Annotated in this window: 15 protein-coding genes; 10 read left to right on the forward strand and 5 right to left on the reverse strand. The window is 40.9% G+C overall.

Annotation, left to right across the window (positions count from 1 at the left end; genetic code table 11):
• Positions 1-18: 18 nt before the first annotated feature.
• From sufB to ACQKKK_RS07595, 6 genes are all read left to right on the forward strand, one after another.
• Positions 19-1,416: a Fe-S cluster assembly protein SufB gene (gene sufB / locus ACQKKK_RS07570; protein WP_144478059.1), complete on the forward strand. Its 1,398-nt coding sequence runs from the start codon at positions 19-21 to the stop codon at positions 1,414-1,416.
• Between the two features lie 196 nt (positions 1,417-1,612).
• A complete protein-coding gene (locus tag ACQKKK_RS07575; protein ID WP_427615264.1) occupies positions 1,613-2,461 on the forward strand; it encodes a DUF72 domain-containing protein in 849 nt (282 codons plus the stop codon).
• 72 nt (positions 2,462-2,533) lie between these two features.
• Complete coding sequence (locus ACQKKK_RS07580; protein ID WP_427615266.1) at positions 2,534-3,361, forward strand: sulfite exporter TauE/SafE family protein; 828 nt, start codon at positions 2,534-2,536, stop codon at positions 3,359-3,361.
• 17 nt (positions 3,362-3,378) lie between these two features.
• Positions 3,379-4,764 carry a bifunctional metallophosphatase/5'-nucleotidase gene (locus tag ACQKKK_RS07585; RefSeq protein ID WP_427615268.1) on the forward strand — a complete coding sequence of 462 codons (1,386 nt, stop codon included), beginning with the start codon at positions 3,379-3,381 and terminating at the stop codon, positions 4,762-4,764.
• Positions 4,765-4,823: 59 nt separating this feature from the next.
• Complete coding sequence (locus ACQKKK_RS07590) at positions 4,824-5,126, forward strand: YunC family protein (protein ID WP_427615270.1); 303 nt, start codon at positions 4,824-4,826, stop codon at positions 5,124-5,126.
• Between the two features lie 175 nt (positions 5,127-5,301).
• Positions 5,302-6,399: an HD-GYP domain-containing protein gene (locus ACQKKK_RS07595; protein ID WP_427615271.1), complete on the forward strand. Its 1,098-nt coding sequence runs from the start codon at positions 5,302-5,304 to the stop codon at positions 6,397-6,399.
• Positions 6,400-6,421: 22 nt separating this feature from the next.
• Here ACQKKK_RS07595 and yunB read toward each other — a convergent pair whose 3' ends face one another.
• Together yunB and ACQKKK_RS07605 are read right to left on the reverse strand one after the other, a co-directional pair.
• Positions 6,422-7,171, reverse strand: coding sequence for a sporulation protein YunB (gene yunB / locus ACQKKK_RS07600; RefSeq protein WP_427615273.1), 750 nt, complete (start codon positions 7,169-7,171; stop codon positions 6,422-6,424).
• A gap of 87 nt (positions 7,172-7,258) precedes the next feature.
• On the reverse strand, positions 7,259-8,248 hold the full coding sequence (locus ACQKKK_RS07605) for a M23 family metallopeptidase (RefSeq protein WP_427615274.1): 990 nt from the start codon (positions 8,246-8,248) through the stop codon (positions 7,259-7,261).
• A gap of 182 nt (positions 8,249-8,430) precedes the next feature.
• On the opposite strand from ACQKKK_RS07605, the gene lipA reads away from it, so the two are divergent.
• On the forward strand, positions 8,431-9,345 hold the full coding sequence (gene lipA, locus ACQKKK_RS07610; RefSeq protein ID WP_427615276.1) for a lipoyl synthase: 915 nt from the start codon (positions 8,431-8,433) through the stop codon (positions 9,343-9,345).
• Positions 9,346-9,383: 38 nt separating this feature from the next.
• Here the strand turns inward: lipA and ACQKKK_RS07615 are convergent, their stop codons facing one another.
• Positions 9,384-10,043, reverse strand: a complete 660-nt coding sequence (locus ACQKKK_RS07615) for a YhcN/YlaJ family sporulation lipoprotein (protein WP_427615278.1) — start codon at positions 10,041-10,043, stop codon at positions 9,384-9,386.
• Between the two features lie 112 nt (positions 10,044-10,155).
• Here ACQKKK_RS07615 and ACQKKK_RS07620 point away from each other — a divergent pair, with 112 nt between their 5' ends.
• On the forward strand, positions 10,156-10,431 hold the full coding sequence (locus tag ACQKKK_RS07620) for a YutD family protein (protein ID WP_427615279.1): 276 nt from the start codon (positions 10,156-10,158) through the stop codon (positions 10,429-10,431).
• Positions 10,432-10,462: 31 nt separating this feature from the next.
• Here the strand turns inward: ACQKKK_RS07620 and ACQKKK_RS07625 are convergent, their stop codons facing one another.
• Both ACQKKK_RS07625 and ACQKKK_RS07630 read right to left on the reverse strand, forming a co-directional pair.
• Positions 10,463-10,756, reverse strand: coding sequence for a cytosolic protein (locus tag ACQKKK_RS07625; RefSeq protein WP_427615281.1), 294 nt, complete (start codon positions 10,754-10,756; stop codon positions 10,463-10,465).
• 66 nt (positions 10,757-10,822) lie between these two features.
• Positions 10,823-11,089, reverse strand: coding sequence for a DUF3055 domain-containing protein (locus tag ACQKKK_RS07630; RefSeq protein ID WP_427615282.1), 267 nt, complete (start codon positions 11,087-11,089; stop codon positions 10,823-10,825).
• A gap of 431 nt (positions 11,090-11,520) precedes the next feature.
• Here ACQKKK_RS07630 and ACQKKK_RS07635 point away from each other — a divergent pair, with 431 nt between their 5' ends.
• Complete coding sequence (locus tag ACQKKK_RS07635; RefSeq protein ID WP_427615284.1) at positions 11,521-11,958, forward strand: DUF86 domain-containing protein; 438 nt, start codon at positions 11,521-11,523, stop codon at positions 11,956-11,958.
• A 19-nt stretch (positions 11,959-11,977) separates the two neighbouring features.
• Positions 11,978-12,745: a TIGR01457 family HAD-type hydrolase gene (locus ACQKKK_RS07640; protein WP_427615285.1), complete on the forward strand. Its 768-nt coding sequence runs from the start codon at positions 11,978-11,980 to the stop codon at positions 12,743-12,745.
• Positions 12,746-12,861 lie beyond the last annotated feature (116 nt).

The raw sequence follows: 12,861 nt of genomic DNA on the forward strand, positions 1-12,861 counted from the left end.
AATGGAGGAATACGAGCTATGGCAAAGAAAATGCCTGAAATCGGCGATTATAAATATGGCTTTGCGGATAAAGATGTTTCCATCTTCCGTTCAAAGCGCGGTCTGACAAAAGAAATCGTGGAAGAAATTTCTCGAATGAAGGATGAACCGCAATGGATGCTTGATTTCCGTTTGAAATCATTGGAGCATTTTTACAATATGCCAATGCCTCAATGGGGCGGCGACATGCAAAGCTTGAACTTTGATGAAATAACATACTATGTTAAACCATCAGAGAAATCAGAGAAATCTTGGGATGAAGTTCCTGACGAAATCAAACAAACTTTTGATAAATTAGGTATTCCTGAAGCAGAACAAAAATATTTAGCTGGTGTTTCTGCTCAATATGAATCCGAAGTAGTTTATCACAGCATGAAAGTTGAATTGGAAGATTTGGGTATCGTGTTTAAAGATACGGACTCAGCACTTCGTGAAAATGAAGATATCTTCCGTGAGCATTTTGGAAAAACGATTCCGCCTACTGACAATAAATTCTCGGCATTGAACTCGGCGGTTTGGTCAGGCGGATCTTTCATCTATGTACCAAAAGGCGTTAAAGTGGATACTCCGCTTCAAGCTTATTTCCGAATCAACTCTGAAAACATGGGTCAATTCGAACGTACGCTAATCATTGTTGATGAAGGCGCATCCGTTCACTATGTAGAAGGTTGTACAGCACCTGTTTATACAACTAACTCCCTTCATAGTGCGGTTGTTGAAATCGTCATTAAAAAAGATGCTTACTGCCGTTACACAACAATTCAAAACTGGGCAAACAACGTGTTTAACCTGGTTACGAAACGTGCGGTTTGTGATGCTAACGCAACAATGGAATGGATTGATGGTAACATCGGTTCTAAATTGACAATGAAATATCCTGCTGTCATCTTAAAAGGTGAAGGTGCCCGCGGTATGACATTATCGATTGCCATTGCCGGAAAAGGCCAACACCAAGATGCTGGGGCAAAAATGATTCATCTAGCGCCAAATACATCTTCAACTATTGTATCAAAATCAATTTCTAAACAAGGCGGTAAAGTAACATACCGCGGTATCGTTCACTTCGGACGTAAAGCGGATGGAGCTCGTTCAAACATTGAATGTGATACATTAATCATGGATAATCAGTCTACATCCGATACAATTCCTTATAATGAAATCTTGAATGACAACATTTCCCTTGAACATGAAGCGAAGGTTTCCAAAGTATCTGAAGAACAACTGTTCTACTTGATGAGCCGCGGAATTTCTGAGCAAGAAGCAACGGAAATGATCGTAATGGGCTTCATCGAACCATTTACAAAAGAACTTCCAATGGAATATGCGGTTGAAATGAACCGTCTGATCAAGTTCGAAATGGAAGGCTCAATCGGATAATAACCGACTGGCATGCCTGTAAGGCGATTTAGAATAACCCATTCATACAAAATCCTGCCAGGGAGACTTGGCAGGATTTTTGTTTTGGATAATGATATTCGACACCCTTACCAAAGATTAAATATGGTCATACAAGGGTAAAAAAAGTAGAAGAAGTCAGGAAGTGGGACCTGTCCCGAAAGGAGTGATGGTGCAGATGATATATGTTGGTGTGACCGGTTGGGGAGATCATGATAGTTTATATCATGGCGGTGTGTCCCAGCGTGATAAACTCAAGGAGTATGGGGCTCATTTTCCGATTGTGGAGGTGGATGCCTCATTTTATGCAATCCAGCCAAAGAGGAACAGTGAAAAGTGGGTATCCGAGACACCAGCGTCATTCCAGTTTGTCGTTAAAGCCTATCAAGGGATGACGGGACATCAGCGTGGGGAAATTCCATTTGAAAGTAAAAAGGAAATGTTCAAGGCCTTTCGGGACTCTCTAGAAGCTTATCATAAGTCCGGCAAGCTCTCGATGATCCTATTTCAGTTTCCGCCATGGTTTGATTGTAAACGTGAAAATGTAAATTACCTTCGATGGTGTAAAGCTGAAATGGGCGATATTCCAGCTGCCATAGAATTTCGGAATCAAAGCTGGTACAGACCCAGCGTAGTTCAGCAAACCCTGGACTTCATCCAAAAGGAGGGGTGGATCCATACTGTATGCGATGAGCCTCAGGCTGGAGAGGGATCCATTCCTGTCGTCCTGCATACCACACATGAAGATAAAACGCTTATCCGCTTTCATGGCCGTAACCTGCATGGTTGGCAGAGACCTTCTTCGGGTGATAATTGGCGTGAGGTCAGGTACTTATACCGATATAATCATCAGGAATTGACTGAATGGGTGGAGAAAATCAGGAAATTGGAAAAGGAATCCAAGGAGATATATATCCTGTTCAATAATAACTCAGGCGGAGATGCCGCTGATAATGCCAAGCAAATGATTGAGTTGCTTGGTATAGAATATGAAGGACTGGCTCCCAGGCAGCTTGGTTTGTTTTAAAAGGCATTATATAATTAATAAAGAGATGGTGTGACAAGCTAGTATTACAAACAGGTAAAGGCGGATTTCTTCATGGTATGGTTAGTATTAGTTGGTATAGGATTATTAGCGGGCTCAATCGGCTCTCTTGTCGGTCTGGGCGGCGGCATCATCATTGTACCTTCTCTTTTATATTTAGGTACATCTACAAATATAATAGAAGAACTGACACCTCAGATCGCCGTCGGTGTTTCAACGGTGATCATGATTTTTACCGGCTTATCTTCTACTTTATCTTATTTAAAACATAAAGTGGTGGATTATAAGGCAGGCTTAATATTCTTAATAGGCAGTGCACCTGGTGGAATAATAGGAGCCTATGTGAATAAAAACCTTAATGTCGAAGCTTTTTCATTGTACTTTGGAGTTTTCATGATTTTCATGGCTATCGTGTTATTAGTGAAAAACCGTTTGAAGCCAATGGTTTTCAAGCCTGGTAAAGCGAAAATAGTTAAAACGTATAAAACTGAAAATGGACATTCATTTTCTTATGGTTACCATCCTCTGATAGCTGTATCGATTACATTTGTCGTGGGATTCAGCTCCGGGTTATTTGGAATTGGCGGTGGAGCCTTAATGGTTCCTGTAATGATGCTTCTTTTCTTCTTCCCTCCGCATATGGCTGTAGCGACTTCGATGTTCATGGTATTTCTATCTTCCATCACCAATTCGATTACGCATATTTCCCTTGGGAATGTAAATTGGCCATATGCTTTTGCCCTGATCCCAGGTGCATGGTTCGGTGCAAAATTAGGGGCATACATCAATACGCGCCTAAAGAGCGGGGCACTTGAAAATATGTTGAAAATAGTACTGATAATCATTGGTTTACGTCTTATATACCAAAGTATTACAGGATAAAACGAGGAGGAAAAATGATGTCAGAAATCATTCATTTATATCACACCAATGATCTCCATAGTCATTTTGAAAATTGGCCTCGTATTGATAAGTTTCTTAAAGCAAGAAGACAACTTCATCAAGAAACGGGAGAAGAGGCAATCATACTTGATATAGGAGACCATGTGGATCGCTGGCATCCATATACAGAAGGTACGTTGGGTAAAGGAAATATTGAACTGCTGAATGAAGCAGGCTACCAATATGTGACCATCGGCAATAATGAAGGGATCACTTTACCTCATGATGCCTTAGACTCCTTATATGATCATGCAAGGTTCAAGGTCTTGGCAGCCAATATTTATTATAGGGATAATGAAAGGCCGGAATGGGCGCTGCCATATCGGATACATACAACGGTAAAAGGTACCAAGATTGCCTTGATAGGTTTGACAGCCTTCTTTCAAAAGTTTTATTCTGCGATGGGCTGGGAATTAACAGAACCATTCGCTGAGTTAAAGGAACAGCTAGAAAGGGTTAGAACAGAGGCAGATGTAATCATCATCCTTTCTCACCTGGGCATCCATGATGATGAGCGGATGGCAGCTGACTTTCCGGAGATTGACGTCATACTTGGCGCGCATACCCACCACATCCTTCACCAAGGAAAATTGATCAATGATACACTCCTTTGCGGTGCAGGGAAATATGGGTTTTTTGTTGGGCAGGTGGAAATGACCGTCAATCAGGAAAAGAGAATTAGCAAGAAGCGTGCAATTCTCTATGATACAAATGACTTTTCGGAATTAGAGAATGAACGATCATGGATTGAAGCAATGTACCAGGCCGGTGGGGAAACGCTAAAACAGGTCGTAGTGGACTTACCGGAAGCGCTGGAAAATGATTGGTTCAAAGTAAGTGCTTTGACGAAAATCCTTGGTGAGGCCTTAAGGGAGTGGAGTCAGGCGGATTGCACCTTTTTGAATGCGGGTCTTCTGCTCGATGGATTGCCGAAGGGGCCTGTCACAAAAGGGGATATTCACAAAATCTGTCCACACCCCATCAATCCTTGTGTTGTTGAAGTTAATGGGAATGAATTAAAAGAAATCTTAATGCAATCGAGAAATGAGGAGTGGCCTCATATTCCGGTGAAAGGTTTCGGTTTCCGGGGGAAAATCATGGGAGTCATGCATTATGATCAAATTGAATTTAACGAAATGGAGAATGGAATCGTAAAAGAGATATTAATAAAAGGGGAGAAACTGCAGTCTGATAAGTCTTATAAACTGGCAATCCCTGATATGTTCACGTTTGGGCACTTTTTTCCAAGTATCCAGCGCACCAATCGCAAGAAATATCTATTACCGGAATTCTTACGGGATTTACTTTTATGGAAGTTGAAAAAAATATCTACAGATGCCTAACGCTAAATCACGGTTTCAGCTTTTTTTCATAAAGTATGAGGAAGAGAGGGGCGAACCCAATGATTAGCATTGTACCAATAATACTTGATAATCATACATTCCTAGCCATTTCTGTCGGGCTTCCCAAAACGAATTTACTTGCGGTCGCTTCCGAAAAAGGGTATATAATGTGCGGGGCGTTGGATGTAGCGCTGCTGAATGATAAATTGAGAGATCGTAAAATCCTTGCGGGCAGGGCTACAGGGGTTAAATCGATTGAAGAGCTTTTGGAAGCGCCGCTCGAATCAGTTACCTGGGAAGCTGTGGAAAAGGGCATTTATCCAGGAATGATTGGTAGAGAGGCATTAATCAAAATGATTTGAAGTGGTGGGCTTTCTTTAATCCAGAAGGGGGCCTTGTTTTAATTCACCAGGAAAATAGTTAATATTTTTCAATGAATATTTTTAAAACCGATTCATTTATCAGGATATTTTCCGATAACCCTTATAAAGAAACGGTTTGATTTACAAATATTTAATGGGGAAATGGAGTACAAGTATGAGGCTAGCTATTACAAAGTCCTTAAGCCCTGGAGCCAGGCTCGGAAAAAACATTTATAATGAGCAGGGCCATATCCTCTTGTGTGAGGGTCTTACATTAACGCAAAAAATGATCACTCGACTGGCGTCCCTTAATATTCCCTTAGTTTACATTCAAGATTTTAGGACGGATGACATTATTCCAATGCCCCCAGTATCCGGGAGCCTAAGGAGAGAAGCCATTAATAGGATTGAAACCACTTTCCTGAACATGAAAAACAAAATGAACCTTGATGGATCTTTCACGATGGAGCAGGCTAACGTCAAGTTCACTCAAATCGTCCGAAACATCATGGACGAGCTGAATAGGAATAAAGAGTTAATGACTTTATTGGCGGACGTTTATACATACGATGACTATATCTTTACCCATTCCTTCAATGTGACCCTATATACCCTGGCAATCGGGATGGAATTGAATATTAATAATAAGAATCTCGAAATTCTTGGGCTGGGAGCGATTTTACATGATGTCGGCAAAATGCTCATACCTTTGGAAATCCTTCATAAACCCGGTAAGTTAACGGAAAAGGAATTTGAACAAATCCAAAAACATGCCGATTATGGATTTCATCTAATCAAAAATGTTCATACCGTTTCACTTTTAGTTGCAAATTGTGCTTATCAGCATCATGAAAGGCTTGATGGATCTGGATATCCACGTGGAATAAAAGGGGATGAAATCCATTATTTTGGCAAGATCATTGCCGTTGCCGATGTGTTTGATGCCGTGACTTCCAATCGGGTTTACCGTAAGGCCATGCTGCCTCATCAGGGGTTGGAAATCCTGTATGCGGGAGTCGGGAAAAAATTCGACAATACGATCATCGAGGCATTCCGGCGAGCAGTTGCCATCTATCCAAATGGTCTATCCGTAGAATTGAATGATGGGAGAAAAGGTGTCGTATCCGCACAGAATGAGGGGATAGGGGACCGCCCCATGATAAGGATACTTGAAGAAAATGGGGAACAGGTAAAAGAGTCCTATGAAGTGGATTTGAATAAAAACCTGCATTTGCTGATCATGAAATGTCTCAATATACAAGAACCAGCCTAACCTCAAGGATCAGCTGGTTTTTTTATTCCTTGTTTTCCTTCATGATGGCAGGTGCCACCGAACCGTTTCCGTTACTATAATAACTTGGTACATCACCTTCAATTAGCAAGCTGCCGACTGTCACTTCCTGACTGACCTTGGTCTCTTTAGTGAAGGAGGGGATGACAATTTGAATATTGACATCAAAATCCACAATCAATTCATAATACACATTATTGATGCCTGCGTTTGTCAGTTTTGTCTTCAAATCCGATTCAACATTGCCGATGACTGACATTTTCACTGGGATTTCAGGTCCATAGTTGGAAAGAAGGTTATTCCCGGTTACGACACCCAATGGTATATAATAGACTACACTTTTATATTGTTCATCATTTATTTTGGAGGAACCCTTTTTAAAAGGATTTCCCTGATCGATGCCAAGCTTGTTTTGAATATCCTTTGTAATGTTATTGCGCAATTCACTGTATATGACCGGATTGAAGCTATAGGAAGAACTGGAGTCCTTACCACCCTCGTTGTTGGTGATGATTTTGTTCATATCAATCTTGGATATATTCTCATCTACCGATTCATGAATCGTTTCCGTTGCAATCCGTTTGATTTCATATTCAGCTACATTCATGATCACCGGTTCAATTGATTTATCAACATACCAAAGAGTCATGATGCTTGATATGATAAAAAGGATAAATGAGTAGAGGAATACTTTTCGGGTGGGAAGAGGTCCCTTTTTTCGGAATTTCTTTGTTCGAAATCTTTTTCGGAACACGCTTTAGCCCCCTTTACTAATACCTATGCATCAAGTTCAGGGGTTTATGTTCGAATCAAAAAAAAGCAGCGAGAAAATCGTCGCCGCTCACTTTTGTTTTTTAGCTAAATCCTTCCTTTCCCACATTTTTAAATAGGGATAAGGGTCAAAGCTCCATTCTGTGATTCCGTTGTCTTTGTACATCCCATAATGAAGATGCGGAGGGAACTTACCTGAAGTTCCAGGAGGGCCGTAACCTGTACTGCCTACACCTCCGATGATTTGTCCGGGCTCGACGATTTGTCCGACTTTCAATCCTTCGGCAAATCCGCTTAAATGGGCGAAGTAATGATACGTATTATTTAAATCCCGTATCCCAATCCTCCAGCCCCCGAATTTATTCCAGCCTTTCATTTCAATGATTCCATAGCTCGTTGACCGAACAGGAAGGCTATAATCCGCAAATATATCTGTACCCTCATGGATTCTCCTTCCGCCCCATCCACGAGCGCTTCCCCATGTATTTAAATACGTATAATGAGTCCGTACTGGAACAGGGAAGGCTTTTTCCTGTAAATCCAGCCGGCCATATTTCTTATAAATCTCCGCATTGCCGATAATGATGCCGACGGCTTTATCTCGTTTATAATAATCCCACAAGCCGATCCGGATATTATCTTCATCTGAACCATAAGTATGGAGATGCTTCGCAAAAGCATATAATCGATCGGTGTCATTAGTAACATCAGCTTTGCCATCACCATTCCCATCCTGGCCCAACCCATCAAAAAATGTGATTGTGAGCGGGTTCATGTCGTTTAAGTGAGGATTGAGAGCCCCACCCCACTTTGAAGGCTCGATATTGATGCCAATTAAACCCTTTGCCGGCTCTAAATCCCGTCTGGCAGCCCTTAGGCTGTGCTCATATTGATCAGCGCCCGCAAGATAATACCATGGGATTTGGAGGGTAGCTTCCATGTTTTTATATAGCGCCATTCTCCCGGCATAAGCTTCAGGGGTATCGGCGGCATTAGCTATTTGTCTTGGTGCATCCAACATAAACAAACAAGTTATGATTAGAAGGAATAATTTTTTCAACGGGGCAACTCCTTTCATGAAATTCTCCAATTTATAAAGACATCAGTCCATCTTTTATAGTTTTGCTGATTTGGCTATAAACATGAAAAATAAATAATGGGAAACCAACTATAACTTGTATAAATGCTTTTTTATTGTTAAAGTAGGGTGTGTTAATTTCTATAGAATGGAGTGACATTTTCATGTCTTCTACAAATAAAGAAATTCTTCGTAAACCAGATTGGTTAAAAATAAAGCTTAATACTAATGAAAATTACCTCGGTTTAAAAAATATGATGCGGGAAAAAAATCTTCATACAGTCTGTGAAGAAGCGAAATGTCCGAATATTCACGAATGCTGGGCAGTGAGAAGAACGGCTACATTCATGATCTTAGGTGAAATCTGTACAAGGGCATGCCGTTTTTGTGCAGTAACAACCGGACGTCCGAATGAATTGGACTGGGCTGAACCAGAGCGTGTTGCGGATTCCGTTGTTATGATGAATTTAAAGCATGTCGTCATTACAGCTGTTGCCCGTGATGATTTAAAAGATGGAGGCGCTGAAGTTTTCGCTGAAACGGTCCGTGCCATCCGACGCAAGAATCCATTTACATCAATTGAAGTATTACCGTCGGATATGGGCGGGATCCATGAAAATATTAAGACTTTGATGGATGCCAAACCAGACATTCTGAACCATAATATAGAGACAGTCAGAAGTCTATCCGACCGTGTACGGGCTCAAGCTAAATACGAACGTTCATTGGAGCTTTTAAGAAGAGCCAAAGAACTGTATCCGGAGATTCCGACAAAGTCCAGCTTAATGGTCGGCCTAGGTGAAACACGGGAGGAAATCCTCGAAACGATGGATGACCTAAGGGCTAATAATGTGGATATCATGACGATCGGCCAGTATTTACAGCCGACTAAAAAGCATTTGAAGGTGCTGAAATACTACACGCCTGAGGAGTTTGCCGAATTGAAGGATCGTGCATTGGAAAAAGGATTCAGCCATTGTGAATCCGGTCCGCTTGTCCGTTCTTCCTACCATGCGGACGAACAGGTTAATGCAGCAGCTAAACATAAGCAAACCAAAGGTGAAGAATTATTGAAATAGAGTGAAATAAAGGACCGAAAAATTCGGTCCTTTATTTTTTAACGGTTATCCATTTTTTGATGGATGTTATCGTGATGATCCCTTTTATCGTTAACCATTTCTCCGTTTTCATTTTCTTCGTCACTCATTTTGTATCCTTGAGGCGATTTCAGCATTCTTTTGATGGTTTGTTCAATCGTATAGTCGATCCCTTTGCTGCCGGATTTCAATGTAGCGAAATTCTCGACATCTTGGGCAAGGTTTTGAAAATCATCACTGACGTAGACGTGATAGTAGCGAGGAACGACGGACATAGCGGTCCTTTTAACTTGGTCAGCGGTTTCAGTCCGATCCTTGGTATTTGTATCGTATACGACAAGAACTTCCTCATCAGTTACGAGGGTAGCCACATTATTGACATTTGGAATCTGTGCACTGAGTTTAGAAATGACATCAGACAATTGTTCACGGTCAATGGAAGCAGCCTTGTTAGAAATGTTACGGCCGTTAATGGTTGTACTATTGGTGCGGGTAAAACCGAAGTCATCACTTTTATTGTCATGATTACGATAATCCTCGTCATAATATTGGGTTGGATTATTTACGTTTGTTGGGTTACCAGCATGGTTTTTGGCACCGAGCCCCTGATCATGTTTATTGGAACATCCGGACAGTGCAATAATCGAACTTAAACCTATTGTTATTATTGTTTTTTTCATCAATAACACCCCCGTAACTTTAGGATGAACATATTTCTCTATTTTTCGCTTAGTAATTGATGGGGAATCAGTTATAATTTAAGAAGGAATGTATTTTTGAGAGGTGAAAGCAATGATTAACATCAATAACATGACCTATGAAATAATCGAGGATGAAAGGGAAGGCTATAACGAAGAAGCGTTTAAAGCCAGATACAGTGAGATTTTAACGAAGTATGATTATATTGTAGGGGATTGGGGTTACGGCCAATTGAGGCTGCGTGGATTTTTTGATGATTCTAATCAGAAAGCGACCTTCGATACAAAAATAAGCACGCTTACTGAATATTTATATGAATACTGCAATTTTGGCTGTCCATATTTCGTCGTGAAGAAAATAAAGAAATGAAAAAGGCCAGAATTTACTCTGGCCTTCCATGTTAAGAGCTTCCGTATCCTTTATAAGGAGGCTGCTCATGGTTTTTTGTATCATCATGTGTCGGATGAGCACCAGGATATTTTCGAGGTAAGTCTTCATGCAACGATTTATTTTCAAAATTAAAGGCACTTTGATATCGTTGCCCTTCCTGCCATGGTGTGCTTTTATTTTGAACTGGTGCATCTTTTGCTATGGATGATCCAAAAGGTCCTTCGGGAAATTCTTCAGGAATTAAATAATCCCGCTGTTTTTCGACATTGGAGAAATCGTGGTATATTTCCTCTTCTTTGCTCAAGGTAATCCCCCCTCATGTAATCGTACATTCAGTAGGTTTTCCCGATTAAGAAAAAAACTTCAGCTTTCAGACGATTTCCATTAAAAAGTGACTCAGTTCTTCCGCTTCCGCTTCTGACAACTGAAAGGCATGCTCAAGATAGCCTTCCTCTTCTAAATCATCAGGTCCAATGATCGCGAATCGGTTACTCTGCATATTTAAAACAAGTTTTTTCCCATAAAAACGATCAGTTGTCATAATGGCCAAATCGAATCTTGATTCCTCGCCCATGAAACTTATGAACCGGGTTTTTGAATCAACGACGTCATTGTATAAATAAAAACGATCTTCCATAGTATCATTCCCTTCATATGTTCACATTTGTAATTCCATCATAACAAAGTGACTTCAATAGGGGAACAGACATTTTTGGGCTCTTCGAGGGTTGAACTCCGTCACGCCTCGTGATGTATTAGAATCGACCGCGATAGAGTTATCATTGATTAAAGGAAAATTGTCAAGAATACAAATGGGACGTAATTTTGGTTCCTTTTATGTCAATGGATGACGGGAAATCGGCCCCTGTAAAAAAGTCAACTTACGTTTCTGTCGCTGTTTAGTAAAGGGATTGGTTCAAAGGTTGTGGCTGAAGGAATTGAGAGTAGGGGAGAAGCTATGGTATTATCAAGGAATAAGGTTGTTTTGGCACAGGGTTTAACTAGGCTGGCCAATCAACCATAGTAATGATTCCTATATCATCTTAGATCAGAAAGGATCTGGAAAAAATGTACTTTGTAGACCGCCAAAAGATTGAACAAATATTAGGTTTTCTTGAAAAGCAGCTTGGACTTTTTGAAGGGCATGATAATTGGGATGGAGACTTTAAGGAACTTATCGCTGAAAGGCTCATTCAGACTTCCATCGATTCCGTGCTGGATGTAGGAAATGCAGTAATTGATGGTTTTATTATGCGTGATCCGGGAAGTTATGAAGATATTATCGATATCCTACATGATGAAAAAGTCATTTCAGAAGAAAAATCGATCCAATTCAAAAAGGTTTTGCCGCTAAGGAAAATGCTGGTTCAGGACTTCATTGAAGTCGATCACAACGAACTGCATAAGGTATTCTCGGAAAATATCGCGGCATTCAAGCAATTCCCGAATTTGGTGAGGAACTATTTAACAAACGAATTGGGACCTGTATCAGCTTTTAAAAACTAGTGTTAGGAAGGCGAATTCAATGAAGTCGTATAAAGGATATTTAATTGACTTAGATGGCACCATGTATCGCGGGACTGAACAAATTGCTGAAGCTGCAGGTTTTATAAATGACCTGAAAAAAAGGGATATCCCTTATTTATTCGTCACCAACAACTCGTCCCGGACTCCGGCACAGGTAGCGGATAAATTGAGAAGCATCGGCATATCAACGGAAGATGATCAGGTTTTCACGACAAGTATGGCCACAGCGAATTACATAGCTGAACAAAAGGAAGATGCATCGGTCTATGTAGTAGGTGAAGAAGGCATTATCGAGGCTCTTAAGGAAAAAGGAATGAAGCTTGTGGATGAGCATCCAGACTTTTTGGTAATGGGCATCGACCGCGGGGTCAATTATGAAAAGTTGTCAAAAGCCTGTCTTGCAGTTAGAAATGGCGCAGTTTTCATTTCAACCAATGGCGATATTGCCATTCCTACTGAAAAAGGCCTTTTGCCGGGGAATGGTGCTTTGACATCCGTTGTTTCCGTTTCGACTCAGGTACAGCCGATTTTCATTGGAAAACCTGAATCCGTTATAGTGGAGCAAGCTCTGAGAGTATTAGGGGTACCTAAAGAAGAGACAATCATGGTTGGGGATAACTATGATACGGATATCCTTGCTGGCATTAATGCAGGGATCGACACATTGCTTGTACATACTGGGGTAACGACCAAAGAACGCTTGAAGCAATATAAGGAGCAGCCGACGTATGTGGTGGACACGCTCGACCTATGGCACTTCGAATGAAAAAAACAGGCCTGCGAAAGCGAGGGCACTGAAAAAGTCCCTTCGGGCCAATAGAGGTAGATTTTCTCAGTTTATTCTGAGGAAATCTACCTTTTTTTGTTTTATAATCAAGGTAA

Origin of the sequence: Peribacillus sp. NPDC006672, from assembly GCF_050274955.1 — a bacterium.
Taxonomy (GTDB): domain Bacteria; phylum Bacillota; class Bacilli; order Bacillales; family DSM-1321; genus Peribacillus.

Coding starts and splice junctions, on each gene's coding strand:
- sufB (WP_144478059.1), top strand. CDS start 19: ATGGCAAAGAAAATGCCTGAAATCGGCGATTATAAATATGGCTTTGCG.
- ACQKKK_RS07575 (WP_427615264.1), top strand. CDS start 1,613: ATGATATATGTTGGTGTGACCGGTTGGGGAGATCATGATAGTTTATAT.
- ACQKKK_RS07580 (WP_427615266.1), top strand. CDS start 2,534: ATGGTATGGTTAGTATTAGTTGGTATAGGATTATTAGCGGGCTCAATC.
- ACQKKK_RS07585 (WP_427615268.1), top strand. CDS start 3,379: ATGTCAGAAATCATTCATTTATATCACACCAATGATCTCCATAGTCAT.
- ACQKKK_RS07590 (WP_427615270.1), top strand. CDS start 4,824: ATGATTAGCATTGTACCAATAATACTTGATAATCATACATTCCTAGCC.
- ACQKKK_RS07595 (WP_427615271.1), top strand. CDS start 5,302: ATGAGGCTAGCTATTACAAAGTCCTTAAGCCCTGGAGCCAGGCTCGGA.
- lipA (WP_427615276.1), top strand. CDS start 8,431: ATGTCTTCTACAAATAAAGAAATTCTTCGTAAACCAGATTGGTTAAAA.
- ACQKKK_RS07615 (WP_427615278.1), bottom strand. CDS start 10,043: ATGAAAAAAACAATAATAACAATAGGTTTAAGTTCGATTATTGCACTG.
- ACQKKK_RS07620 (WP_427615279.1), top strand. CDS start 10,156: ATGATTAACATCAATAACATGACCTATGAAATAATCGAGGATGAAAGG.
- ACQKKK_RS07630 (WP_427615282.1), bottom strand. CDS start 11,089: ATGGAAGATCGTTTTTATTTATACAATGACGTCGTTGATTCAAAAACC.
- ACQKKK_RS07635 (WP_427615284.1), top strand. CDS start 11,521: ATGTACTTTGTAGACCGCCAAAAGATTGAACAAATATTAGGTTTTCTT.
- ACQKKK_RS07640 (WP_427615285.1), top strand. CDS start 11,978: ATGAAGTCGTATAAAGGATATTTAATTGACTTAGATGGCACCATGTAT.